We start from the raw sequence: 24,755 nt of genomic DNA, 5'->3' as shown, positions 1-24,755 counted from the left end.
GGTTGCGGTCACGGCATCGTCTCCTGCGTTTCCTCTTCCACGTCGAAGGCCCGTTTGCCCCGTCGCTTCCAGAGTCCCAGCATGTCGCTGCCATCATCGCTCCGCGCCCTTCCGACCAGCTCCAGCAGCGCACCGTAGATCGTCGCGCGATCGTCGTCGGCGAGATCGACCAGGCCTGCTTTCTGGACGAGGCCGCCCAGCTCGATCAGGTGACGGGTGCGTTCACGGCGTTGCACGACCCAACTCCGATTATCCGTGCGCCGCCGGCTCGCTTCCGCCCGTAGCAGAGCCGTCCGTTGCCGCCGCTGCATCGAGGATGTCGCCCGGAGCAGTTTTGCCAGACTTACGCCCGCGCCGCTGAAAAAAGGCGGCGCCGTTCGTCCGCCACGCCTCCTTCGCGTCGGTATCCTTGGAGGCGACGGCACCTAGCAGGGCACCGGCGAGTGTCTCGATGTCGAGCGCGTCGGCGCCGGTCATGGCGACGAGTGCCCCAAGCTGTTCAACCTTGCGCGCCTTCAACGCCTTGGCTTTGTCACCAAGCGCCTTCAGCTCCGCATCGTAGTCCCGCACCTTACGCATTGTCTGCCGTCCCGTGGTGTATTCATTATCCTTTAGATCAACAAGGTGCCACAACCAAGGCGGAGTGCAAGCCAGAAAATCGCAGCGAGTCACGAGCCAGCGACGAAGGAGGTTGTGAGTGCGCGCTTATACGTCGTTGCCGACGTGCGCTCAGAAGGGTAATGGCAGAAGGGCGATGGCGATCTACCACTTCTCCGCCAAGGTCATCAGCCGTGCGAACGGCTCCAGCGCCGTTGCGTCAGCCGCCTACCGGTCTGCATCCGAGCTGTTCGACGAGCGGCTAGGGCGGCATCACGACTTCTCGAACAAGGCGGACGTGATCCACTCCGAGGTGCTGCTGCCCGAGGGTGCGTCGGAGCGTTTAAATGATCGCACGACACTGTGGAACGAGGTGGAGGCAGGGGAGAAGCGCAAGGACGCGCAGCTCGCCCGTGAGATCGAGTTCTCGATCCCGCGGGAGATGAACCGCCAGGATGGTGTCCGGCTAGTTCGCGAATTCGTACAACGCGAGTTCGTGGACCGTGGCATGGTCGCAGACCTCAACGTGCATTGGGACCGGGCGGAAGACGGCAGTCCGAAGCCGCACGCGCACGTCATGCTGTCGATGCGGGAGGTGGGACCGGATGGGTTCGGTAAGAAGGAGCGTGACTGGAACAGGGGCGAGCTGTTGCAGCACTGGCGGGAGGCGTGGGGCGCTCATGTCAACGAGCGACTGGCGGAGCTTGGGATTGATGCGCGGATTGATCATCGCTCCTATGCCGAGCAAGGGATCGCGCTGGAGCCGCAGCACAAGATTGGGCCGGCGGCAGCCAGGCGTCCGGGGCAGGGGCTAGAGGCCGAGCGGATCGAGGATCACGCGCGCATTGCACGCGAGAACGGCCAGCGCATCATCGCCGAACCCAAGGTTGCTTTAGACGCGATCACGCGCACGCAGGCGACGTTCACCTTACAAGATCTGGCGGTGTTTGCGTTCCGGCATTCGGACGGCAAGGACCAGTACGACCAGGTGATGGCGGCGGTGCCTAGCAGCCCCGAGCTGGTTGCCCTGGGCAAGGACGGGCGTGATCAGGAGCGCTTCACCAGCCGCGAGATGATCGCGACCGAGGCCCGGCTTGAGCGCTCGGGTAATGCGCTGGCGGACACGCGCAGCTTCGGCGTTGTCACCTGGCATCAGGTCGGTGCGTTGCAGGCGGGCAAGGGCAGGGGACTCACCCTGTCTGGCGAGCAGCGCGACGCGTTCGAGCATGTCACCGGCGATCGGGGGCTCGCCAGCGTCGTCGGCTATGCTGGCAGCGGCAAGTCGGCGATGCTGGGCGTAGCGCGCGACGCATGGGAGCGGCAGGGCTACACCGTGCGGGGCGCGGCGCTGTCGGGGATTGCGGCCGAGAACCTCGAGGCTGGCTCCGGTATCCAGTCGCGCACCATTGCCAGCCTCGAACATGCGTGGAGCAGGGACCGCGAGCAGCTGGGCCCGCGTGACGTGCTGGTGGTCGACGAGGCGGGGATGATCGGCACGCGGCAGATGGAGCGGCTGCTGTCCGCGGCCGATCAGGCCGGGGCCAAGGTTGTGCTGGTCGGCGACCCCGAGCAGCTGCAGGCGATCGAGGCGGGGGCGGCGTTCCGGTCGGTGACCGAGCGTCATGGCGCAGCCGAGATCACCGAGATCCGCCGGCAGCGGGAAGATTGGCAGCGCGACGCGACGCGTGCACTCGCCACCGGGCGAACAGTGCAGGCGCTCAGCGCCTATCGCGAGCGGGGCATGGTGGTGGCCGCAGAGACGCGCGAGCAGGCACGGGCGGGGCTGGTGGAGGGCTGGGACCAGCAGCGTCAGACTGACCCGGCGAAGTCGCGAATCATCCTCACCCACACCAACGCTGAGGTTAGCGCGCTCAACGGCGAGGCACGCGAGCGGCTGCGGGTCACCGGCGATCTTGGCGACGATGTGACCGTAAAGGCTGAGCGGGGCGAGCGTCAGTTTGCGGCTGGTGACCGGCTGATGTTCCTGCGCAACGAGCGCGGGCTCGGCGTCAAGAACGGCAGTCTGGGCACGGTCGAGCAGGTAAGCCGTGAGCGGATGGCCGTGCGGCTCGACGATGGGCGCCAGGTCGGGTTCGACCTCAAGGATTACGCCCATGTGGATCACGGCTATGCCGCCACCATCCATAAATCGCAGGGTGTGACGGTAGACGCTACCCATGTGCTCGCCACCCCCGGGATGGACCGGCACGCAGCTTATGTCGCGCTGTCGCGGCACCGTGACGGCGTGCAGCTCCATTATGGCCGTGACGACTTCACGACGGATCTTAAGCTGGCAACCGTGCTGTCGCGTGATCGAGCAAAGGACATGGCGGGCGACTATGCGGCCGAGCCGGACGAGGCGGTTCGTGCTTTCGCGGATCGGCGCGAGATCAGGCTGCCAGAGCGGGTGCGCGAGATCGTGCGGGCTGTCGAGACCAAGGCGCGCAGCATGTTTGCCGGCTTCAAGCCGAAGGCAGCGGAGGCCGAGCGTCGTGATTACCTACCTGAAAGCACGAACAGCTTGCCCCAGCCTAAGGCGATCCAGCGCTATGCGCGCGCAGCGGTCGACATCGCCCGTATGCAGGAGAAGGGATTGCCGGTGCTGCCGCACCAGACAACCGCGCTGGAGCGCGCCGGCGAGGCGCTCGACAAGACCCGGTATATGGGCGCGCATGACCTCGCCTCGGCGATCGAGCGCAATCCGAAACTTGGGCGGGACGCCGCGGCCGGCGACATCCGCGGCGCGATGCGCGGGATGGCCGAGGAAGCCCGCGTGCGGGCCGATCCGAACTTGCGCGCCGGGCGGTTTATGGAGCGCTGGCGAGAGCTGGAAACCGAACGCGGCGAGGCACGCGTTGGTCCCGCCGCGCAGCGCATGGCCATCATGGTGGACGACCTCCGGCATGATCCGGCGTTGCGCATGGAGCTGGAGCGTAGCGCGCCTGAGCTGGGGCTTTACCGGCAGCCATCGCCCGAGCAGGTGCTGGAGCAAATGAAGCGGATGGATCGCGAGCGTGAGCGCGACCGGGAACAGGATCGCGGACTCAGCCGGTAGGGAGAAGGCGCATGGCGGATGGCGAAAGCGAAGGCGAGGATGGGGCGGCACAGGCGTTCGACGATCTCCGCGCCGAAGTGAAGCTGATGCGTCGCGCCATCGAGCGGCTCACGGCCGAGCGTACCGAACATCCCGAAGGCCCGGACTATTCCGAGACGCTGGGGGTCATCTCGAAGAACCTCTCCGCGACCGCGCAGCGGGTCGATGCGCTGGTGAACAGCCCGGCGCTGGCGCTCACGCCGCATGAGATCGGCCGGCAGATCCTGGAGGTCGGTACCGCAGGGCGGAGTGAGGATCGCCGCGCCATCGCCGCGGCCCGGCAAACGATCGAGGAGGTCGCGACCAGGCTTGACCGTCAGCTGGAATCGCATGTCATGGCGGACGAACAGCGGCGACGGCTTCGGTATGTCGCTCAGAATGTCGGTCTGATCGCGCTGGTGATGGGTGCGTTGCTATGGGCGATCCTCGCCGGTCCGATCGCGCGCGCCATGCCGGCGAGCTGGCTGCTGCCGGAGCGGATGGCGGCGCGCTCCTTGCGGATGCCGATGTGGCAAGGCGGCCAGCGGCTGATGAAGGCCGGCGATGCGCAGGCGTTCGCCGGCGTGCTGGCGAACAACCGGTTAGCGGTGTCCAACCGCGAGGCGCTGAAGGCGTGTCGCAAGCAGGCGGCGAAGGCCAGGAAGGCGGTGCGCTGCACGATCCAGGTAGGTACGGGAGAGCAGGATCAATGATGATCCCGATAAGGAAGCCGAGAAGGCTGGAGACGCGGCCAAGAAGGCGGGCGACAAGGCCAGAGCGCAAAGCACTGATCCTGCTCGCCTGTCCAGGCGAAAGCGGCGGCATTAGCTGAAAGCTAAGTCCGTTTTTAGCCCGCAGCCATTTGGCCGCGGGCTTTTCGCATCAGGTCAGTAGCGGTCATACCCGTAGCCGTACCCATTGCCGCGGTCGTTGTGGTGCCGGTAGCGACGAGCCTGCTCGCGTTCCCAGCGCTGCCGCTCCCGCCACTCACGCCGCTGGTCCCAGCGCTCGCGCCCCGCCCAGGCTTCGCGCCGGCCATCGTCATAGCGAGGAGCGTAGTAACCGCGGTCGGAATAGCCATAGCCGCCGCCATAGTCGCCATAGGCCTGAGCCGAGGCCGTCGCAGGGACCAGGGCCGCCAGCGAAGCAGCAGCGGCCATTGCAGATACAAGATCGTTGATACGCATTGATCGTCTCCAGGCCGTGAGAGTGACGGAGCCGTGCTCCTCACGAGCGCGGTTCCGATGATGGAGGATCAGCAGCCGCTGTTCGACCGGTCGATCGCGCGGTCCGCCAGCGCTCCGGCGCCTCCGCCCAGGATCGTGCCGAGCGTATGGTCGCCGCGACCGGCCAGCCCATCGCCGAGCAGCCCGCCAGCGAGCGCGCCGATGATTGTCCCGCTCGTCCCGCTACCCTGGCACCGATACCGGTAGCTCACCGGGCCGCGATAGGCAGGCGCATAGCCACGCTGGTCGTAATAGCCCGGTGCACCGCGATACCCGTAACGGACCGGCGCCGGCTCGTAATACCGATTGGCATAGGCGTCCTGCTGGCGGTCATAGCGACGGCTGTCGGGCCAATCGCGGCGATCGTCGCCGGGGCGCTGCCAGTCGCCCTGGCGCTGATCATAGCCGCTATACCCGGCATAGCGGTCACCGTAGCGGTCCTGCGCGATCGCGGCTGCTGGCACCATGGCCGTGACGATCGTTGCCGCCAGAGCCGCCATCGTGATCGTTTTGTGTGCCATGTTCCTGATCCTCACCGGCGGGAATGCCGATGACGCAGGTCTACGCCTGGCCGTATGCAGCGAGGCTGAATGCGGTCGGCAGCAGCCGTTCAGCATCGGAGCGACCAGCTTTCACATGGCCGGCATCATCGAAGCGAAAAGCTCATCTTCCGATCTCCCATTCACAGGCGGGGCCTGCAATCGAGTTTTGCCATGCCGCTACGCCCGGCTAGGGAACTGACCGTTTTGATTGAGGATGAGTGATATGAACATCGGTGAACTTGCGAAGGGCGTTGCGACCGCCACAGGTATGAGCGACGCTGATGCCAAGGCGGCGATAACGGCAGTGTTCGACCAGATTGCTGGCGCGGCCGTAAAGGGCGACGACGTCGCCATTCCTGGCTTTGGCAAATTCAGCGTCAAGGATCGACCCGAGCGGGAAGGCCGCAATCCAGCAACGGGGGAGACGATGACCTTTGCGGCATCGAAGAAGGTGTCGTTCACGGCAGCGAAGGGGCTTAAAGACAAGCTTTGAGGCCCAAGCGCCGGCGAGTCAGCTCGTCGGCGCAGCCTGTGACAGGTGTCACAACCGCTCGGTTCTGACACCAGAGCCGAGCTTGGAAGGGTTCATCGACGAAATCGGAGCGGGCTTCGGACGATCTTGACGATCATCGACGAGCTGGCGACCACCTGCCCACTCTTCAGGATGCTACACGTCATGCGGTGTTTGCCCTTGTAGGCGGTGCTCGTCCACCATTCTGGCTCGTCGCTGGTGGTCCGGCCCGACCATTCGAGTTGGCCCGCGTCTTTCGCCTCGTCACCTTCGTTGTTCGCGTCGAACGTTAGTTCGTAAGGCTCTGGAACGTTGGTAGCGTCGACAAAGAATCTGAGCCCCATATTCTTAGGCAAAGCAATACCACGATACGGTCCGACGATTTTGCCATGTTCGGACTTGGCCAAGTCGCAGCCGAGAGTGACATAGTAGCCACCCGTTCGAGTATCCGTCTTAGTGAGGGATGCCTCCTCAACGACCTCCTTGCCTGACCAAAACTGATGGTTGAAGACCCAATCCCAGGCCGATCGCGCTCTCTGCCGGTTGCATTGCTCCTCGAATAGCACACCCAGTTTTGGGAGATGCTTCGCCAGCCGATCGCGCAGGGCCTTCACTTGGTTGAGGTACTCGGCCTTTCCCGTCAGCTCGCGCCCGTCTTTCGCTGGATGGTAGACCCGGCATCCGTTTTGAAGCCTCACGTTAAGTGCGGCCAGTGTGTCGTAGAGCGCCACGTCGTCACGATAGGGATCCGGGCAGTAGCATTCCGCCACAAGCGTGCTCGTGATCATCCCGCCGGGAAGGCTCCACGATGTCCGCGACCGACAATACCACTTCACCATGCGCACGATGCGTCGTAGTTGATTTACTCGGACGGACGGCGCCGGATTGTGTGTGCTCGCGTTTGGTGAGAGCGCGTCAACCCTGTCAATGAACCAAGTCGTCACCTCCGCCGGGTCGCGCGCCACCCAGTCCGCACCCGCGTGTTCGTGGGTTTCCACCCCGAATATGTTGGTCGACCGACGATATATGGCGAAGTCGAGATGGTAGCCGTCTGCATACCAGACCGTCACTGCATTCGTTCGCGCCTCGGGATCCTTCAGGAAGTTCACGCCGTGCTTGCAGAGCGCATCGCGCACTCGCTGCCTCGTCTGCAGGGCCCCCGCGGGAAGATCGTCCTTGTCGAAGATAACCGCGATGTCGATGTCATGGTTACTCTCGCCAAGCGGATCGTTGACCACGGTGCCCATTGCGTAGCCACCCTGGCTGCGCCAGTTCTTGAAGACAGGCTTGCCTAGGTCGCTAAGACCGTTCCTGATCCTGGTAAGATTCGTGTCCCGCACCTCAACCAGACGCTTCTCAGAATCCGTATCGAGCTTCACGTACTGATTGTGGAAGTCGAGTATCTCCGAAGACAAATCGTACATTTCAGGTCCTCACGATTGCAGCAGCGGGCGCGGCATTGATTTCGATTCCCCACGGGTACGGCTTGGGAGCGGCCAGGTTGTAGGCATAGACCCGCACCGGCGGGTGAAGCGTCCTGCTCACCATTCGACCTAATGCGAACCCGATCGACATCGGTGCAGAGCAGAAGACATGGATGCGGGCACCGGGTGCAATTCCGCGGGTGCCGTCAAGGGCCGCGCGAAACGCTTGCGCGATCTGCGTGACCTGACCGTCATGTGTCACGGCGTCCAGCGCCGGAAGCGCGACGCCGACCCGGACGATCCGGCCGATGTTAGGAATGCTCGCGACTATTTCTGCGTCGGCTATCGCATAGCTGATCTCGATTGCGACGCCGACGTCGAGGCCCGTCCCAACCACAGCGTTGCTGGTGACCACTCCTAGGTCGGGTCCCTGTCCACCGGCGAGTGCCTTCCACGTGTTCAGGTGGCGATCCCACTCGAACGTTCGTACCTGTGTCCAGCTCGCGAGCTGGTGACCGGCGAGCAGCTGAAACGGCGCCTGCACGATGCCGGAATAGCCGAGCGCAGCCGCCGGGTTTACGCCGAGGATGGCTGTTATTTGATCCGGCATCCGCAACTGCTTGGCCAACGCTGCCTCTAAGGCGGGAGGGTTCAGCGCTAGATCGCCACCAACTTCAATTGAGAGGTGCTGCAGAGCGCATCGGTTCAACGCCTTCGGCAGTTCGGATTGCTGTATGTCGCGCACGGGTGGGACGAAGCCCGTGTGTTTCACTACCAAAAATGTCCCGACGGTGGAATTGCGGCCGTGGAATAGGTACTTAAACACGCCATCAATCCGGCCCTGCCCGAAGAAAGCCAAAAGCAGGCATATCAATCCAAGAGCGATCAGCGCCCATCCCATCCACGGTGGCGCGTCAAACAGCTGAAGGCCGAGGCGTTTGTTTAAGAAAGAGAGTATCGCCTCTTTGATGGCGGGCGTGACGACACCGAGCCCCGCTCCAGCGGATAGTACCCCGAAGGTGCCGATCGCACGCCGCGTACCTACATCAGCATCTTCGACCATAGGCTCGTCCCCCCACCGTATTCGGCGATAACCAGTTGATCGTCGTGAACGACGCTTTCAGAAAACTGAGCAAGAACTTGACGCCGAGAGCAGGCACTGCGACGGTTTTATCGCCAAAAGTGATCGGGAATGGGCATTTGATTGGGCCGGTTGAGCTCGCCAGTTACGGCTTTGGTGAATAGCGTCAGCCAACGATGCTGGAAGGTGTCCTCGTCCTCGCCATCGATTGCAAAAGGCCCATAAGCCGCGCTTGTCGCTCCCATGACGTTTGAGAACGCCATCCCAAAATCGCGATCATCTGGCTGCAAGGCATGAGGTTCGTCTTTCCCGTTCTGAGTTCGACTAAAACTCCAGAAGGCTGTTTCGCGCCAACGATAGTTGGGGTCTCGCTGCGACTTGCCAAAAAAAAGCGTCGCGCTCCAACTATAGTCTTGATCCTCAGGCGTCATGCGCCCTGCGTAAACAATCGGTATGTCATGTGCAGTCATTTGCGAACGAGTCACCTTGGCACGCGTGACTGAGATTGTTGCGCTAGCGGCAACATCCCATTCGGACGAGCGGCCGTAAGGGTCGGGCTGCTGAGCTTGGAGTTTTATGCTGGCTACCTCGCTCACTGCCAACGTGCCCCGTCCCAGCGCGATTGTGTGCCTGTTAATTTTCGCCTCGTCGGAGGCATCCTTGATTTCACTCCAAAGGCGTTTCAGGATCGCGTCGAGTTCCGCACTTGCTTCACGGACGAGAGCCTCTCGTTGGCGCTTGGCTGTCGCGGCGGCCTGGGCTGCGGCCTCCGCGGCTGCCGTTTCTCGGGAGACTTGCCCAGCGGCCGCTAACAACCCGGTATGCACCGGCTTGGCACGCGCTGCTTCGACTGTGCTAATCACTTCAACGCATCGCTCAATGCTCGGCCGAGACGCTGGAGTTTTGCGGAGCATCTGCCCAACAAAGGCAGACAAGCGGGCGTCGACACCCAAGGCTGGCGGCGGTTGGTGCAGGTGCGCTTCGCGTATTTGATCCTGAGAGCCCTCAAACGGTGGCGATCCGGTCAGCATCGTGTGGAGCATGCAGCCGAGCGCATAAACGTCCGTCACTCGGGTGGGTGCTTCGCCTTGCCACTGCTCGGGCGCGCCATAGGCCGGTGTCAGGCTGCCCCGGAGAGTGCGCAGTGAGGTGCTGTCTTCTACGAATTTGGCGATGCCGAAGTCAGCCAGACGCCAAGCTCCGTCAAGGTAGAGCACGTTTCCAGGCTTGAGGTCGCGGTGCACAATGTCGCCGACTTCACGAAGCCCGGCCAGTACGTCCAGGGCGACAGAGCGAGCCTCCGCGACGGTAAGAGCGCCTTTTGCGGAAATCTCGTCCTGAAGGCTGCGTTCGCAGATCGGCATGACGAGGAAATAGCCGTCTGAGCTAGCATCCTGCCCATAGTCCAAGACCGGCACCACATGCTTTAAATTGCGGCGGGCCAGCGCCTGTCCGATGTTCATCTCGCGGTGCGCGGCTTCGCTTGCAGTTAGCTTAAGACGCTTGACCGCGACCGCGCCGTTGACACCCGTCCCTCGGAACACCTCGCCGAAGCCACCAGCAGGACCTAGTGGCTTGTCCTCGTCATAGGACCATTCAGCGTCATTCAAACGGATAGTTGGCATAGTCCCCCCTTCAATTGCTGCGCCTGTCCGATCCCCCAGCAGGCACTTTGATTAGTTAGAAACATGGTTAGCGGTCTGGTTTTGTTCAAGCATAAAAACGACCGAGCGGCCGATCACGTGCACCAGCGACGTCGCAACGAATGATAGTGTCACAACCGGACGGTTCTGACACCAGCGTCAGGCGCGATCGATGGGGACGTGATCGTCGAAGATGCCGGCTTTCTGGTCGAGGTCCGCCATCTGCTGAAGGGCATCGTGGCGAGCCATATCGGCAGATGCAGCTTGGAGCAGCGCTGCCCAATCATCAGGAGGATCGCCCCTGTCGAGCATCCCCTTGAACACGGCGTAAGCGTCGGTCTTGGAGCCGTAGGTTCGCAGCGTGGTGTCGTCGTTCACCCAGGCGAAGATGATGACCTTGGAGCGGCTGTCATAGCGGAAGAACAGCCGGAAGCGCCCGTTGCCGAACTTTGCCCGAAACCAGTGCTTCCGGGCGGCGCCGAGCGTGCCGCCCTGCCGATACTCGGGTCGGGTGGGATCGTTGGGAACCGCCTCAAACATCAGGGACCGCACCGCGGCCAATACCTTGGCATTCGCGGTCCGGGTCCAGTCCTGCGGGTCTTTCGCCTGCGCCTTCTCGACGGCCGTGGTCAGCTTCTCAAGCTGATCGAGCAGCAGCGGGTGCGCATAGAGGGTCCAACCGTTGACGACGATCATGGGTCAGAGCACGACCGGTCCGTCGATTGCCTCGTCGCGATCGACCGGGACGTGCTCGACTAGCGCTGCCATGCGGTCAGCCAGGCTGGGCGGAAAGGCAACGACGTTCTGCGGATTGCGCAGCATGTCCTGTTCCAGGAAGCCCAGAAATGCTCCGATTACTGGATCGGCTTCCTCGGCCTCGACACGCCGGACGCTGACGCCGTGCTCATCGACCACAAAGGCGATCTCACCGCCATAGCTGACCCCCAGCGCCTGGCGGACGGCCTTGGGCACCGTTGTCTGCCCCTTGGCCGTGATCCTACTGCGCTCTTGAACGATGGTAGTCATCAGAACCTCCATGGAGCTGCGTCATGTAAGGAATAATCCTTACCCTTTCAACAACTCTCTAATCAGAGGGCAACTTTCCTCTTTCGTTCCAAGGCTGATTGAATCAGAATCGCCCAATGCCGATCCGCCCGGAGCATCGCTGGCTATACCCGATCGACTGGCGCGAGCTGTCCGCCCTTGTCCGGTTTCAGCGTGCTAAAGGACGATGTGAGCATTGCGGTCGACCCCATGGCGTAAAGGTCAGGCATCTAGGCGATGGCCGCTGGTACGATGAGGAGCGCCGGTACTGGCGCGATGATCGCGGTCGGCTGTTGCGCGGGCTTGCCTCACCCGACCGTCTTCCCAAACAGCTGCGTATGGTGGAGCTTGTGGGCGATATGACGCCACCGCACACGTGGGTGGTGCTCGCCAGCGCGCACCTCGACCATGATCCCGGCAACAACCAGCAGCGCAATCTCGCCGCGCTCTGCCAGCGTTGCCACCTAGCGCATGACCGGCCTGAGCATCGCCGGCAGCGGTGGGCGACGCTCTTCCGGCGCCGAGCCTCGGGCGATCTGTTTCTAGGCGCGTACCGCTAGCGCACGCGCCATCATGCAGGCGGCAGCAGGTCGTCGCCGTGCTGAGAGATCGGAACTGACAGGCCCGCTGACCGCTCTTCAGGCGAGATCATTCTTGGGCGGCAAGCCAGAATGGCGGCCGACCACGATCGAGGACCATATCCGATGAAGCTGTACTGGGGACCGCACACCTGCGCGATCGGCACCCACGTCCTCCTGGAGGAGATCGGTCGACCTTACGAGGCCGAGAAGATCGATGTCGCCGGAGGTGCGACCAAGGAACCCTGGTTCAAGGCGATCAATCCGAAGTCCAAGGTGCCGACGCTGGTTCTGGATGACGGCCGCGCCCTCACCGAGTTCGGCGCCATCGCAGTCTGGTTGGCGCGGCAGGCCCCTCACCTGAACCTGCTACCCACCGATCCCGATGAGGAGCAACGCGCCCTGTCGCTAATGGATTACGCGGTGGGCACTATCCACAGCCAAGCGTTCGCGCGCATGTTCAAGCCGGAGAAGTTCGAGCCGCAGGACCCGGTCCACCAGACGCTTGGCCTCGGCCAAGGCTCGGTGAAGAAGCAGGGCAAGGAGATGATCGAAGAGGCCTTCGCCATCGTCGATAGTCAGCTGGGCGGCCGCGAGTGGGCAGCCGGCAGCACGTTCGGCGTCGCCGATGCGGCGCTGTTCTACGTCGAGCGTTGGGCACCGCAGGTGGACGTGGAATTGCCGGCGAACGTGGCCGCACATTTCGAGCGGGTGAAGGCGCGACCCGCCGTAGCAAAGGTGATGCACGTCTGGGGCGAGAGCTGAGCCCCCACAAGGCGGGTAGATCAGTCGAGATCAGCTGGGCGTGAGATCGTGCCCAGCTTCGGCGGCTCGAAATCGAAATCGCCGGCATCCCCCTTGGAAGCTGCGGCGAGCAGGGATCGGTCCGTGCCGGTAAGCGCCCGATAGAGTGTGGCGTGATGACATTTGAGCAGCTTGGCGGCTTCGCGGACGGATGTACCCTCTCCCACCAGGCGCTCGCCGACCGCGATCTGATCGGGGGTGAGTTTGGGCGGGCGGCCAAAGCGGACCCCCCTCGCCTTTGCCGCCACTCGCCCGCTGCTGGTGCGCTGGTGGATCAGCTCGCGCTCGAACTCGGCGATGCCGGCGAACACGGTCAGCACCATGCGGCCCGCAGGCGAGGTCGTATCCGCCCAAGGCTCGGCCAGCGAGCGCAGGCCGGCACCCGCCTCCTTCAGCTTCTCGGCAATGTCGAGCAGGTCCCGGGTGGAGCGCGCCAGCCGGTCGAGCCGCGTCACCACCACCGTGTCATCATCGCGCAGCTGCTCGATCATCCTGGCCAGCTCGAGCCGGTCACGCTTCGCGCCCGACACCTTCTCCTCGAACGTCCGCTTGCACCCGGCCTCTTTCAACGCGGCGCGTTGCAGCCGGAGGTCTTGGTCATCGGTGGACACACGGGCGTAGCCGATCAGCATGTCGCAAAACTGTATCAGAACATTAGCATTGTGCAACCGACTTTTGCGACACCGGCTTCTAAGGAAAAGCGCGTGTAGATATCAGCGCTAATTGGCACGGTTTTGTCAGCGATAAATGTCACCCCCGCTGGCAGGGCGGCCTTCTCACAACGATGGTGAAACGAGAATCTCCCGGTGGCAGGCGAAACGTGTCAGCAGAACAGCTTGATGGCTGATCATGCGATCTCTTATAGGAAAACACATTATTTGGTCCAACCGCCTGTAAACTTGATAGCTCAGCGTTCGATCTTCATCGCAAAATCATCGATTGACCCAGCTCGTCGATGAACAGCCGGACTTTCGCCGAGAGGCTGCGACGGGCGGCGTACACCGCATGAACTTCCACGGCCTCTGTGGCGTAATCCGGTAGGATGCGGCACAGTGTACCCTTGTCGGTGGCCGGGCGCGCAAGAAAGTCGGGAAGGCGGCCGATGCCGATCCCGCCCGACAGCAAGACTTGAAGCACAGCGGGTTCGGGTGCGAGCGTCCCAGGCAGCACGGGCACGATATGCCGCACTCCCGTCGCGTCGGTGAAGCGCCATTCCGCCGGCTGATCAAGCCACCCGAGCAGGACATGGCTTCCAAGATCAGCGGGTGTCCGGGGAGTGCCCCGTGCAGCCAAATAGGCCGCGCTTGCACAAGGCCACAGCTCGACACTGCCGAGCTTACGCGCGATCAGATCCGAGTTCGGAAGGCTGCCAACCCGGATCGCGACGTCTACTTCTTCACGGGCCAGATCCACCACGCGGTTCTCGGTGTCGAGCATGACTCGCACGCCTGGGTAGCGAGCGACAAAGGCCGGGATCATCGGCGCCACAATGCCGAGCGCGAAGGTGATGGCGGCATTGATGCGAAGCGTGCCCTGCGGGCTACCGGTGACGCCGTCCAGCGCCGCATCGGCCTCGGCAACGTCATCCAGGATACGACGCGCATGGGGCAGGAAGAGACGTCCAGCCTCGGTCAATCGGAGCGACCGGGCACCGCGCTCGAAGAGCTTGGTGCGAAGTCGATCTTCCAGGCGTGCAAGCGAGCGGCTCATAGTTGACTTGGGTATTCGCAAGGCTCGGGTCGCCGCAGACAGACTGCCGGCATCCACAATGCGTACGAACATGCGAACGTCGTTCAGATCCATGATGGCGTTCCGCTTTCTGGAACGCTCGGTCTACGCGGGGAGCCCTGTCCCGGCAATGCGGGACGCTCCATATCCCGGTCGAATGGAGAATGACTTTGTCTGCTTCAACAGTGCTTATCACCGGTGCGACCGGCAATCAGGGCGGCGCGACGATCACGGAACTGCTTCGCCGCAAAAATCGAACGCGCATCCGCGCGCTTGTCCGTGATGCGGACGCGCCAAAGGCCAAGGCGCTTGCCGCACGCGGTGTCGAGCTTCACGTCGGCAACCTTGATGAAGAGGGCTCGCTGAGACAGGCGCTTGCCGGAATCCATGGTGTGTTGTCGGTACAAACGCCGATGGGTCAGGGCCCGGAAGGCGAGGAGCGGCAAGGCAAGCGTCTTGCAACGCTGGCTGCGGAGGCTGGCGTCCAGCACTTCGTGCAATGTTCGGCCGCAGGCGTAGAGCGTGACAGCGGGGTTCCTCACTTCGAGAGCAAGCGGGCGATCGAGGCGCATGTCGCGATGCTTGGACTGCCGGCAACGGTGCTGCGTCCAGCCGCGTTCATGGAAAACTTCGAGGTCTTCGCCTTCCGAGCGACGATGTTGTCGATGATGAAAACCCATCTTGCCGACGACCAGCGGATGCAACTCGCATCGGCGCGCGACGTCGGCTGGTTTGCTGCCGAAGCGTTCGAGCGGCCCGACCGCTACATCGGAACGGCTGTCGAGATCGCAGGCGACAGTGTGACACGGGGCGAGGCGGCGGCGATCCTGCGCCGTAGCGGCCACAGACCTGTCCTGATGTTCACCATCCCGCGCTTCCTGCGAGCAAAACTGCCCGACGATTTCAGGCTGATGTTCGAATGGATCGCACGTGAAGGTTTCGATGCGGACATCCCGGCACTCCGAAAGGTTCACCCCACACTACTGACGTTATCCGCCTGGGCCGCTCGCGCGCGCACCTGACAAGGGAATCGACCATGGCTGACAAGACAATCCATTTTCGGAGGGATCGCGTGCGTCACTGGGGTGAGGGCGAGGTGCCGGCGTGATGTCCAACCTTCCGCTCATCGTCATGGCCGGCGCGTCGGGTGACCTCGGCGGGCGCATTGCGCGTGCGCTCATCAGCCGGGGCGTACCTACCAGAGCATTGGTCCGGACGAACACAAGACAGGCTCAACTGCCGACAGGCCTGGAGGTGGTGCCGGTGGACTTCGCCGATCACGACCGGCTCCGGGCGGCATGTGATGATGCGACGTGCATCGTCTCGGCGGTGAACGGTCTCGGCGACGTTGTGCTCGATCTGCAATCAAGGCTGCTCGATGCGGCGATCGCTGCGTCGGTGCCGCGTTTCATTCCCTCCGACTATTCGCTCGACTTCACCCGCACGGCGCCCGGGCGTAATCGCAACCTCGACCTGCGGCGTGCCTTCAAGGCGAAGCTCGACGCTGCGCCGATCGCCGCGACGTCGGTTCTGAACGGTGCCTTTGCCGATCTGCTCGCCGGGCAGGCGCCGATCGTGCTGCACGGTATCCGACGCATCCTTTACTGGGGCGAGGCCGACCAGCACTACGACTTCACAACCAAGGACGACGTTGCTTTGTTCACGGCGGCAGTCGCGGTTGACCCGAACACGCCTCGTATCCTTCGGATCGCGGGAGACTCCGTGTCACCTCGCAATCTGGTCGGCATCATGACCGAGTTGACGGGCAGGCGATATCGGCTGCTGCGCGCCGGGAGCGTCGGTATGCTCGGTGCGCTTATCGGCGTAACCCGGACACTCGCACCGCAGCCGGACGCGATCTTCCCCGCATGGCAGGGCATGCAGTATCTGCGCGACATGGCTAGCGGCGATGGACACCTGTCATCGCTCGAGAATGATCGTTATCCTGACCTGAGTTGGACATCGGCCCGCGACGTCTTGGCTCAAGCGTTCAGGACGGCGCGGTCGTGAACGGTGCCGCCACGCCGCTTGGCTACAGACTGACGGTGTCCGGCATTGCGGTGCTCACTGCCGTGTCGCCGTATATCGCCGATTTCAACGAGACCCATATCTACAACCCGCGCTGGACGCCGCATGCGAAGTTCCATGCGGCGCAGACTATGCTGCTCGGAACAGCGTTGGGCGGGCTGACGCTGGCGCTGGCGTGGGGAAAGTCCGGAGAGGCACGCAACCGCGTTGATATGTCTGCCGTTGCCGCCGCCAGCTTCTGGCTGACGCAGGCAGGGTCCCTGCTATTCCCCGGTACGGCGGTCGTCGATCCGGAGTTCGGCGAGCGATTGCCGAAAATAGGCGGAATGACAGTGACGCAGGCGCACGCCGATGTGCTGCTGCTGGGTGTGCTTGCAATGGCATGGTGGCGGGGACGCCGAAGCTCCAAACGCACCAACCAAAGTGACCCGAGTGTTCGGCACTGACTGATCGTGCCAGACTGCTCGGATCCTGTGCGCGCCGTCACATCGCTGTCGACAGCACCTCCCGCATGGTCATGGGCGAGCGTCCGAGCAGCGATCCCAGTGCCGGATCGGTCGCGGCAAAGTCGCCCTGCCGGGCGGCACGGAACGTTCCCAGGAGCATGTCGGCATAGATGGCAGGCATGCCGCCAGCGATCTTGGAGTCCCGCCATTCCTCGTCAGTCACGGTCGTGTGGCGCACGTCACGTCCGGTCACTTCAGACGCGATGGCGGCGATCTCCGCCATGGTGAGTGCCTGTGCGGCGGTGAGCGGGGGTGTAATGCCGTCCCAACCGCCGTTGCTGGCGAGTATCGCCGCATCGGCTGCTGCCAGGTCGTTCCTTGCCGTCCAACTGATCGGGCCGTCCTCGGGCGTTCGTAGCTCGCCGCTGCGCAGGCCATCCCCGATCATGTGGAGGCAGCTTTCGGCGTAGAAGCCGTGACGTAGCGCGGTGAAGGCAATTCCACTCGCCGCAAGGTCTGCCTCGGTGCTGGCGTGCTGATCGGCGGGGAGGAAGGGTGAGCCGGCGCGGGCACCCATATGGCTGGTGTAGAGGATGCGGCGTGCGCCCGCGTGCCGGGCGGCCTCGATCGCAGTGTGGTGAAGCCGCAGCGCCTCTTCACCCAGCTTGTCGGCAGAAACGATCAGGACCTGATCCGCGCCTTGGAATGCAGCCATCAGGCTACCCGGTTCGGCAAAGTCGCCGGCACGAACCTCGATACCTTTATCAGCAAGCGTGGCGACTGTGCTGGGATCACGGACGCTGGCGACGATGCCGCCTGCCGATACGCGGTCGAGCAGATTTTTAACGATGGCGCGGCCGAGTTGGCCGCTGGCGCCGGTAACTACGATCATATCTCACCCGGTAGCATCGTAAACATTACCTTGTTATCACCGGTAAAGCGACATTGCAATCAGTGCTACTGACTTGCCTAATGCAATGATAACAAGCGCCATGGCCAAGGAACCGGAGATCGAAACAGAAGCCCAGGATACACGCGTCCGCGTGCTGGAAGCCGCTTCCAGGCTTATCGCTGAAGGTGGCCTTGCGGCGCTGACCACGCGGGCCGTGGCATCGGCCGCGTCGGTTCAGGGGCCGACGCTTTATCGTCTGTTTGGAGAAAAGCGCGGCCTGTTGAACGCGGTGGCGGAACACGGCTTGGCCAATTTCGTCGCGCAGAAAGTTTCGGCGGAGCCGCATCCCGATCCCGTGCACGACCTGCGCGCTGCTTGGGACAGTTATGTCGCGTTCGGCCTCGCCAATCCTGCGGTGTTCGCCATAATGAACGAGATCGGCGCGCCGGGACCAGCATCGTCGGCGACGCTTGCCGGGATCGACGTCTTGCGGACGCGGGTGCGCCGCATCGCGCAGGCCGGCCGGCTTGGCGTGTCCGTGGAGCGCGCGGTGGACCTAATCCATGCGGTTGGTGTCGGTACGGTCGCTACCCTCCTCGCCGCTCCCGAGAACAAACGTGACTTGCGCCTTGCCGCGTCGGCACGCGACGCTGTCATGGCCGCAGTCCTTGTAGATGCGCCTGCAGATCAGGAGCATGCCGGCGTACCATCTCTTGCCATCGCTCTCGAGGCTAGGCTCAGCGGTATCGTGCTGCTGACCCCGGGAGAGCACCTGCTGCTTCGGGAACTGTTGGACCGGCTTTCTTCCCCTGATTGAGCCTTCTCGTAAAGGATTGGCCAGTGAGAACGCCAACGGCTTCCCAAAACTCGTTATCCGAGCGGGTATGAGAAGGAATCTGCGCCGGTCACGAACGGCCGGGCTTGGTGGTTAGCTGCCATTGGGATTGTTCGGGGGAACTATGCGTAGGACCAGAATACCCAAGCCAGCGAAGAAGAGGCCGCCAACACCAAGCATGATAATAATTAAAGCCGCTAATGCTGGATCGATTAGTTCCCCTGTGTTTTTGTCATACATGGGAATACCGTAGGCGTAATGTGCGACGGCCATTACGATCGAAAATATGACGAGGAGGGCGCCAATAACGGTCCACCACTTCGCAAGGCGGCGAAAAAAGCTCGGCGGCTGCTTGCGTATTGCGCCAAGAGGGTCCTTGATTGGATCAATCAATGCCATACCATCAAGCTTCGCCTATCATGATAATGACTGCAAGTGGGGGTGAGCGGAATGGCCGCTTTGCCAAAAAGGATGCTGAAACGAGAATGTGCGGCTTAGCGTCTCAAGCCGTTGGCGCGGTAGAAGGCCGCCAGCGCCCCGGTCGTAGCAATCTGCATCTTGGGCAGGCTGATGCCATCGATCATGTCGCGGTAGCGGATGCGGTTGGCTCTGGTGGCGACGACGATGTGCCGGATCATATCCCATTTCACGCTATCGCGACCGCCCTCCAGAGCGCCGCGCCGATCGCGCTCGAACCAGCAGCGTCCAACGTACCTATACAGGCTGGTTGTCGTCGGAACGTCGAGAAGAATGAAGCCGGTCGCTCGTTCCAGCCGTTGCGGGAGCAGCCGGGAATAATTGCCTTCGATCACCCAGCGGTCGCCAGTAATCGCCTTATCGTGAAGCGCCGCAAACTCATCTGGCGGTCGTGGCACCCAGTCGGTGTGCGGGAGATGTTGTAGCTGATCGAGGTGGACAACCTCCAAGCTCCGCGCTCGCCCTATTGCCTCCGCGAGCGTCGATTTGCCGCTGTTCGACGGTCCCATGATGAAGATGCGTGTGCCCAGCTCGTCCAGCGTCATGGCGCAGAATACCTCCCCACGGTATGCGATACGTCTGCGGGCGGGATCTCACAACGGATCGGTGATCGGGAATGTCCGGGTTTGTTGGAAACCGGACCTAAAGCTGGACGTACTTCACACCGCAATGACGAAGGCCGCGCACCGAGGCCCGGCGGCATATCTCGGAATTAAACAGCCGAAGCCATTCCTGCTTTTTGACCCCACAAGCGTCTGGCGGGGAGTCGCAGTCAACGCATTGCAACGGTTTCGAATTGTCGCGAGACATCGACACCATCCGCGCCGAACCCGGTTGCCATGGGCGTCCCGTATTCACGCTGTAAGCCTCCAAGACAGGCGCGACCGGGTAGTTTCCCTCGCCGTACTCTTCGAAGATCAGCAAACGACGGTCTCCGTGCTCATACGCAGCTGCTGCGGCTTCGACAGGGGGGAGTTGATGCGGGAGATCGGCAAAACACGCACTATCGCCGCCCCGTACAAGGTGCGGTATAGGGTTTTTCTCGTGACGCTCTTTGCACCCATGCAACGTGATCATCACGATCAACAAACCGATGGTTTTAAGCTGAACGTTTGACATCTCGCTGTCGTATAGCGACGTTGCGATGTCCGCTACTAGTGGGAAGCCGACGTTCAGCAGGTGGGACGTCAGACGGTTCGGTTGTTGATCACCCGGATATCGGAAGATCCGATTGGCTGTCGATCACGAGGCTCCCACGTCCAACCTATATATTCAAAGCCTGCTACCGTCGCTGCATCTACAATAGCGGGAATGCGCTTTAAGAGCCATTCGCGTTCAGGGTCGACCGTCTCCCATGCTTCAAGGCGATCAGGCAAAAAATTCACTCCAGCCAAAGCAAACAGGGGGACCAGATGGCGGTAGGTCGCTTCCACACTGACCTCCATCGGATCGACTGGATCGGCCTCGGCGAAATGGTGGCAGACAGGCTCTGGACCCCCATGCAGTTGATCAGCTTCGATTTTCGAGATCGCGGTTGAGCCACCTGCAAGGTGCTGAGCCAGCGTCCAAGGGCGTGGTTCTGCGTCGTCCATCATACCATCCTACTCGTTCCGTCGGACGTCCGCTATTGGGCGAAACAGGCCTCATTCGAAGAAGCGTAGGTCGTAGACCCCGCTGCCGATGGCCCGCGCGATGATCGTAGTGTGCGACGCGGTCTTCGTTTCTTTTCCCAGCGCGTAGCAGCCCCCCGAGTGAACGCGCTTCCGGACACATTCGGTGGGAGCGACCAATGCGAGTTGCCGCTCAAACGACATAGCGCAGGCGGCATCCAGTTTGAGCTTGGCATGGAATGAAAAGCCCGGCGTTGTGTCGCGTTCATCCTGCGTCGTCAGATCTTGGATGCGGGCGTTCGGACACAATACGATGCTCGTGTAGCGCTGTATGTCACTGACGGTCCCTGAGCGGGCATAACACGCGCCGAGAGACGAAATAACTAAGACACCTAATCCGATGCAGATATGACGAAAAGCCCCCATGACGCCTTCTCGCCGATCACGCGCACGTCTGCAATCAGGCACCCGCGAACCCGGCCTCTACGTCCGCGATTGGGCGTTTTCGCCATTCCCAAAAGAGGGCTGGCCGGGAAGCCCCGAGCGTTCCCAAAAGGATGGTTGAGCGGGAATGGGGACCGCTTCCCGAAACTCGCTCAAGCCCTGTTTCGGGAATCCCGCCTGCATCGTGCGTAATCATCCGCAAGGCCCTTCTGTCGCGTTTGAAGCGGCTTTGCTTTCGGCGCGCCGGCACGGGTCGACCGGTGCAGCATGGTTTTCGAGAGTCGACGCAGTTTATAGTTTACCGGTAAACTCGTACTGTAAGCGCGCTAGGCGAGCATTAAAGACGGTGATGAATAGGAGCGGCATAGCTGATGCAGGAACGGAAGCGTCGAGACAACGGAGGCGCAACGATACGAACGGTAGCGGCACAAGCCGACGTGTCCGCGATGACAGTTTCCAATGTCATCAACGGTACCGGGAAAGTCAGCGAGCCTACCCGCCGACGAGTGGAACTGGCAATCAAGCAACTCGACTATCAGCCGAACGCCGCAGCGCGGGGACTCGCAAATTCCCGAACCTCGCGGCTTGGGATCGTTTACGAGCGCCCTTGGAGTGCTTTCGTCAGCGCCGCCTTGGTCGGTGCTTTGGAAGAAACGTCCGCTCTTGGCGTCCAACTGCTGACCTACAGCAGCGATGACGTCGAACGGCATGGTCCCGAGCAGGCGATGCGCTCGCTCGTGAAGCAGGGGGCCGGTGGCTTGCTACTGCTGCCTCCCTTTGCAGAAGCTATGAGCGGAACACCGTTCCTGGCGAAACTCGGCGTGCCGGTCGGCACGATCAGCACGGGGTGCAGCCTGCCTGATATTCTGACGGTTAGGATCGACGAGCGCGCGGCAGCACAAGCACTGACGCGATTGTTGATTGACCACGGTCATCATCGCATCGGCTTTATAACGGGGCCGCCGACACATTCCGGCAGCGCTCCCCGCCGGGACGGTTATGAACGGGAGTTACGAGCGGCTGGCCTGTCGATATTGGCCGATCTGGTCGCCGAAGGCGATTATACGTTCGAGTCGGGACTGAGGGCCGCAGTGACATTGCTCGATCGGGATGATCCGCCATCGGCCATCTTCGCCGCCAACGATGAGATGGCAGCCGCGACAGCCTGGACCGCTCTTCGCTTGGGAATCCCCGTGCCGGACGGTTTGGCACTGGTCGGCTTCGACGACACACCACTTGCCGAACGCGTCTTCCCGCCGCTGACAGCCGCCCATCAACCGATAGGCGACATGGCTCGCCGTGCGACTGACCTGCTGGTCGGCGCTATGCGTCGCCCCGACGAACGGCAAAACCCCCAGGACATCATCGTTGGTCACACGATCGTGGAGCGCAAATCGACAGGCTTCAGAATGAAATAGACACTTGAGTTTACCGGTAAACCTGCTCACCTTGTAATCGGTTCCGCAACTGACGATGCAAGTCGGTGTGGTCTGGGAGAGGAGATATGGCGGAGCGTCCTAGCGGGAAAACCACTTTTGACGTTCTCAACGGGCTCCGGGGGATCGCGGCGATAGCCGTCGTGAACATGCACATGTCCACGTATTTCGGCGTCATACATTCCGCCAATGTGGCACCAGCCGTCGACTTTTTCTTCGTCCTAAGCGGGTTCGTCATCTCGTACGCTTACGAGGAGAAGCTGACCTCCGGAATGTTGTGGAGCAGGTTCTTCATAGCCCGCATCATCAGGCTCTATCCGCTCTACCTCATAGGCCTCATCCTCGGCAGTATCGTGGTGTGGTTCCTGGAGCATCCGATCAACCCGGAAAGGTTCTTCGCTACGCTCGGACTTAACCTGTTCATGCTGCCGAATCCCGTAGCCATGGATGCGAACACGACCCCTCTGTTCCCGATAAATTTCCCGGCATGGTCGCTGTTCGTCGAGTTAGTTGCCAATCTCGCCTATGCGGCTCTAGCACCTCGGCTCAGCAACAGGCTGTTGACCGTGATCGTCTGCGCCGGATTTTTGGGTCTGGTCGCAACCGGGATGACGACTGGCACACTCGACGAAGGAACCCAGCGATTGCAAATCCTGGGCGGTCTGGCTCGGGTCACGTTCTCGTTCTTCGCGGGCGTGGCACTCTACCGTCAATGGAGGGTGCGTCCGACCAACATCAACCTACATCCTGCCCTGCTATTTGTTCTCCTGATCCTACCGTTAATGCTCAAGCCTGCGGCCCCGTTCGGGTGGCTTTACGAACTCGCTGTTCTCACGCTTTACATGCCGGCGATCGTATGGCTGGGCAGCGGGTCTCGCCCCATCGGCGTCTGGCTTTCAGTCTCGGTGGCACTGGGGGCCTTGTCCTACCCCCTGTACATGATCCACGCGCCGGTTTGGATCGCCATCCGGACGCTTGAGGGGTGGCAGCCGACCTCGGTGCTGATCGGCTACGCGCCCTGGAGCGGGATCGCGATGACAGCCGGCCTCTGCGCGGTCGCGTGGTGGCTAGACAAGGCAATCGATTATCCACTTCGCCGGCGGCTCTACAAAACATTCCTTCATCGCTTGACCCACGCTGCCGACCCTGAGGTCGAGAGGCAGCGTCGTTGAGCGGTCGCGGGACGCGTGCACGGGTGCGGCGGGCCGAGCTTGTCGTGACTGCCGCGATCATCGTATCTCAGGCGTCGACCGCCACTGCTCAGGAAAGGCGGTCGACAGCAACGCCTGGCGTCGAAGACACAGGGCCGGACATCATTGTGACGGCGATCCGAGGTTCGGCCAAGACGGACGTTGCGCCGATCGCGGAACTCGGACCCGATGCGCTGGCGGCCATCGGCGCGCAGAGCGTGGCTGATCTGAACCGTGCGATACAGGGCCAGACACGTTCCGCCGACGGGTCCGATCCCATCACGCTGTTGAACGGCCAACGCGTTTCCGCCGATCAGGAAATACAATCATTGCCACCGGAGGCGATCGAGAAGATTGAAATCCTGCCCGAGCCGGCCGCGCTGCGGTACGGTTTCCCGCCCACCCGTCGTGTGGTGAACTATATCACCAAACGCCGTTTCGCGCAGGCCGAGGTCCGCACGGCATTTACCTCAACGCTGCCGACGGGACGGGCGACCGAGAATGCCCATGTCGGCATGACCCGGCTCAAGGGCGATGCTCGACTGACGGCAAATCTCCGCATCACTCATTCCGACCCGCTCTTCTGGTCGGAACGGAACATCGTGCCCGACCCCGCCATTCCGTTCGACTCGATCGGGAACGTAACCGGCGCTGGCGGCGGGGCAATCGACCCGACGCTCTCCACCCTGGCGGGCAGCCCGGTGACGATCGCCCCGGTGCCGATGGACCCTGCCGCACGCAATTCTCTCGCCGCCTATGCCACAGCGGCGAACCGACCGCGCCCCTTCGCGCTCGGCCGGACGGCGACGCTTCTGCCGGGAACCGACACCGTCAGGGCCGAAACCGTGTTCGGCGCACCCGTCGGTGCGACTATGAGCGGTTCGGTGAACCTCTCGGTCGAACACACGCTCGACCGGGCGCTTGCAGGCCCGGCGTCGGCCACGCTGGCGGTGCCCACGTCCAACCCATTCTCGCCGTTCGGCTTGACGGTGCTGCTGAACCGCTACCTGACCGAAGCCGCACCACTGGCCTCCCGCAACGCGAGGACCACGGTCGCCGCCGGTGCCACGTTGCGCGGGGCGGTCGCAGGGTGGCGATGGGACGCTACGCTCTCGCTCAACCAGGTGAGCCAGCAGGCCGCCAACG

The 24,755-nt window shown here is 62.5% G+C and carries 26 protein-coding genes and 2 pseudogenes; 12 read left to right on the top strand and 16 right to left on the bottom strand.

The features are described from left to right. Positions 1 to 8 precede the first annotated feature (8 nt). Positions 9 to 236, bottom strand: coding sequence for a conjugal transfer protein TraD (locus tag OXQ95_RS15655; RefSeq protein WP_267382419.1), 228 nt, complete (start codon positions 234 to 236; stop codon positions 9 to 11). Between the two features lie 13 nt (positions 237 to 249). Further along, positions 250 to 579 (bottom strand): conjugal transfer protein TraD, encoded by a 330-nt coding sequence (locus OXQ95_RS15650; RefSeq protein ID WP_267382418.1) that lies wholly within the window; start codon positions 577 to 579, stop codon positions 250 to 252. Positions 580 to 754: 175 nt separating this feature from the next. Here OXQ95_RS15650 and traA point away from each other — a divergent pair, with 175 nt between their 5' ends. After that, entirely contained in the window at positions 755 to 3,652 is a 2,898-nt protein-coding gene (traA, locus tag OXQ95_RS15645) for a Ti-type conjugative transfer relaxase TraA (RefSeq protein WP_267382417.1), read from the top strand. Positions 3,653 to 3,663: 11 nt separating this feature from the next. Next, the gene (locus OXQ95_RS15640) at positions 3,664 to 4,383 is read left to right on the top strand and encodes a DUF6118 family protein (RefSeq protein WP_267382416.1); all 720 of its coding nucleotides are present in this window, start codon (positions 3,664 to 3,666) and stop codon (positions 4,381 to 4,383) included. Between the two features lie 174 nt (positions 4,384 to 4,557). Here OXQ95_RS15640 and OXQ95_RS15635 read toward each other — a convergent pair whose 3' ends face one another. Then, positions 4,558 to 4,857, bottom strand: coding sequence for a hypothetical protein (locus OXQ95_RS15635; RefSeq protein ID WP_267382415.1), 300 nt, complete (start codon positions 4,855 to 4,857; stop codon positions 4,558 to 4,560). 68 nt (positions 4,858 to 4,925) lie between these two features. Beyond that, entirely contained in the window at positions 4,926 to 5,417 is a 492-nt protein-coding gene (locus OXQ95_RS15630; protein WP_267382414.1) for a glycine zipper 2TM domain-containing protein, read from the bottom strand. Between the two features lie 244 nt (positions 5,418 to 5,661). On the opposite strand from OXQ95_RS15630, the gene OXQ95_RS15625 reads away from it, so the two are divergent. Further along, a complete protein-coding gene (locus OXQ95_RS15625) occupies positions 5,662 to 5,931 on the top strand; it encodes an HU family DNA-binding protein (RefSeq protein WP_267382413.1) in 270 nt (89 codons plus the stop codon). A gap of 92 nt (positions 5,932 to 6,023) precedes the next feature. Here the strand turns inward: OXQ95_RS15625 and OXQ95_RS15620 are convergent, their stop codons facing one another. The 5 genes and pseudogenes from OXQ95_RS15620 to OXQ95_RS15600 all read right to left on the bottom strand — a co-directional run bounded on the left by OXQ95_RS15620 (position 6,024) and on the right by OXQ95_RS15600 (position 11,123). Then, positions 6,024 to 7,373: a cyclic GMP-AMP synthase DncV-like nucleotidyltransferase gene (locus tag OXQ95_RS15620; protein WP_267382412.1), complete on the bottom strand. Its 1,350-nt coding sequence runs from the start codon at positions 7,371 to 7,373 to the stop codon at positions 6,024 to 6,026. Position 7,374: 1 nt separating this feature from the next. Beyond that, on the bottom strand, positions 7,375 to 8,436 hold the full coding sequence (locus OXQ95_RS15615; RefSeq protein ID WP_267382411.1) for an SAVED domain-containing protein: 1,062 nt from the start codon (positions 8,434 to 8,436) through the stop codon (positions 7,375 to 7,377). A gap of 107 nt (positions 8,437 to 8,543) precedes the next feature. Then, complete coding sequence (locus tag OXQ95_RS15610; RefSeq protein ID WP_267382410.1) at positions 8,544 to 10,079, bottom strand: serine/threonine-protein kinase; 1,536 nt, start codon at positions 10,077 to 10,079, stop codon at positions 8,544 to 8,546. A 252-nt stretch (positions 10,080 to 10,331) separates the two neighbouring features. Then, positions 10,332 to 10,790: pseudogene (locus OXQ95_RS15605) on the bottom strand (type II toxin-antitoxin system YhaV family toxin); the annotation flags it as partial. Between the two features lie 6 nt (positions 10,791 to 10,796). After that, entirely contained in the window at positions 10,797 to 11,123 is a 327-nt protein-coding gene (locus OXQ95_RS15600) for a type II toxin-antitoxin system PrlF family antitoxin (RefSeq protein WP_267382408.1), read from the bottom strand. Between the two features lie 116 nt (positions 11,124 to 11,239). On the opposite strand from OXQ95_RS15600, the gene OXQ95_RS15595 reads away from it, so the two are divergent. Both OXQ95_RS15595 and OXQ95_RS15590 read left to right on the top strand, forming a co-directional pair. Beyond that, positions 11,240 to 11,701 (top strand): hypothetical protein, encoded by a 462-nt coding sequence (locus tag OXQ95_RS15595; protein WP_267382407.1) that lies wholly within the window; start codon positions 11,240 to 11,242, stop codon positions 11,699 to 11,701. A gap of 144 nt (positions 11,702 to 11,845) precedes the next feature. Further along, entirely contained in the window at positions 11,846 to 12,484 is a 639-nt protein-coding gene (locus OXQ95_RS15590; RefSeq protein ID WP_267382406.1) for a glutathione S-transferase family protein, read from the top strand. A gap of 20 nt (positions 12,485 to 12,504) precedes the next feature. On the opposite strand, the gene OXQ95_RS15585 is transcribed toward OXQ95_RS15590, so the two are convergent. Further along, positions 12,505 to 13,155, bottom strand: coding sequence for a recombinase family protein (locus OXQ95_RS15585; RefSeq protein WP_267382405.1), 651 nt, complete (start codon positions 13,153 to 13,155; stop codon positions 12,505 to 12,507). A gap of 289 nt (positions 13,156 to 13,444) precedes the next feature. Next, entirely contained in the window at positions 13,445 to 14,326 is an 882-nt protein-coding gene (locus OXQ95_RS15580) for a LysR family transcriptional regulator (protein ID WP_267382404.1), read from the bottom strand. Between the two features lie 89 nt (positions 14,327 to 14,415). On the opposite strand from OXQ95_RS15580, the gene OXQ95_RS15575 reads away from it, so the two are divergent. From OXQ95_RS15575 to OXQ95_RS15565, 3 genes are all read left to right on the top strand, one after another. Beyond that, on the top strand, positions 14,416 to 15,273 hold the full coding sequence (locus OXQ95_RS15575) for an NmrA/HSCARG family protein (protein ID WP_267382403.1): 858 nt from the start codon (positions 14,416 to 14,418) through the stop codon (positions 15,271 to 15,273). Between the two features lie 85 nt (positions 15,274 to 15,358). After that, positions 15,359 to 16,261: an NmrA family NAD(P)-binding protein gene (locus OXQ95_RS15570; RefSeq protein WP_267382402.1), complete on the top strand. Its 903-nt coding sequence runs from the start codon at positions 15,359 to 15,361 to the stop codon at positions 16,259 to 16,261. Then, on the top strand, positions 16,258 to 16,725 hold the full coding sequence (locus tag OXQ95_RS15565; RefSeq protein WP_267382401.1) for a DUF6640 family protein: 468 nt from the start codon (positions 16,258 to 16,260) through the stop codon (positions 16,723 to 16,725). The genes OXQ95_RS15570 and OXQ95_RS15565 overlap by 4 nt, the downstream gene beginning before the upstream one ends. Positions 16,726 to 16,762: 37 nt before the next feature. Here the strand turns inward: OXQ95_RS15565 and OXQ95_RS15560 are convergent, their stop codons facing one another. Beyond that, positions 16,763 to 17,617, bottom strand: coding sequence for an NmrA family NAD(P)-binding protein (locus tag OXQ95_RS15560; protein WP_267382399.1), 855 nt, complete (start codon positions 17,615 to 17,617; stop codon positions 16,763 to 16,765). A 100-nt stretch (positions 17,618 to 17,717) separates the two neighbouring features. On the opposite strand from OXQ95_RS15560, the gene OXQ95_RS15555 reads away from it, so the two are divergent. Continuing rightward, complete coding sequence (locus OXQ95_RS15555; RefSeq protein WP_267382398.1) at positions 17,718 to 18,434, top strand: TetR/AcrR family transcriptional regulator; 717 nt, start codon at positions 17,718 to 17,720, stop codon at positions 18,432 to 18,434. A gap of 111 nt (positions 18,435 to 18,545) precedes the next feature. On the opposite strand, the gene OXQ95_RS15550 is transcribed toward OXQ95_RS15555, so the two are convergent. The 4 genes from OXQ95_RS15550 to OXQ95_RS15535 all read right to left on the bottom strand — a co-directional run bounded on the left by OXQ95_RS15550 (position 18,546) and on the right by OXQ95_RS15535 (position 20,965). Then, complete coding sequence (locus OXQ95_RS15550) at positions 18,546 to 18,851, bottom strand: hypothetical protein (protein ID WP_267382396.1); 306 nt, start codon at positions 18,849 to 18,851, stop codon at positions 18,546 to 18,548. Positions 18,852 to 18,946: 95 nt separating this feature from the next. Then, entirely contained in the window at positions 18,947 to 19,474 is a 528-nt protein-coding gene (locus tag OXQ95_RS15545) for an AAA family ATPase (RefSeq protein WP_267382395.1), read from the bottom strand. Positions 19,475 to 20,116: 642 nt separating this feature from the next. After that, positions 20,117 to 20,521 carry a hypothetical protein gene (locus OXQ95_RS15540; RefSeq protein WP_267382394.1) on the bottom strand — a complete coding sequence of 135 codons (405 nt, stop codon included), beginning with the start codon at positions 20,519 to 20,521 and terminating at the stop codon, positions 20,117 to 20,119. Positions 20,522 to 20,572: 51 nt separating this feature from the next. Further along, positions 20,573 to 20,965 (bottom strand): hypothetical protein, encoded by a 393-nt coding sequence (locus OXQ95_RS15535; RefSeq protein ID WP_267382393.1) that lies wholly within the window; start codon positions 20,963 to 20,965, stop codon positions 20,573 to 20,575. Positions 20,966 to 21,354: 389 nt separating this feature from the next. Between OXQ95_RS15535 and OXQ95_RS15530 the strand changes: the two genes are divergently transcribed. From OXQ95_RS15530 to OXQ95_RS15520, 3 genes and pseudogenes are all read left to right on the top strand, one after another. Continuing rightward, the gene (locus OXQ95_RS15530; RefSeq protein WP_267382392.1) at positions 21,355 to 22,401 is read left to right on the top strand and encodes a LacI family DNA-binding transcriptional regulator; all 1,047 of its coding nucleotides are present in this window, start codon (positions 21,355 to 21,357) and stop codon (positions 22,399 to 22,401) included. Positions 22,402 to 22,487: 86 nt separating this feature from the next. After that, entirely contained in the window at positions 22,488 to 23,591 is a 1,104-nt protein-coding gene (locus OXQ95_RS15525; protein WP_267382391.1) for an acyltransferase, read from the top strand. A 44-nt stretch (positions 23,592 to 23,635) separates the two neighbouring features. Then, a pseudogene (locus OXQ95_RS15520) lies at positions 23,636 to 24,755 on the top strand (hypothetical protein); the annotation flags it as partial.

Origin of the sequence: Sphingomonas sp. GC_Shp_6, assembly GCF_026540835.1 — a bacterium.
GTDB lineage: Bacteria > Pseudomonadota > Alphaproteobacteria > Sphingomonadales > Sphingomonadaceae > Sphingomonas.
The sequence above is the reverse complement of the archived record's forward strand: the minus strand, read 5'-3'. Positions and strand labels throughout refer to the sequence as shown.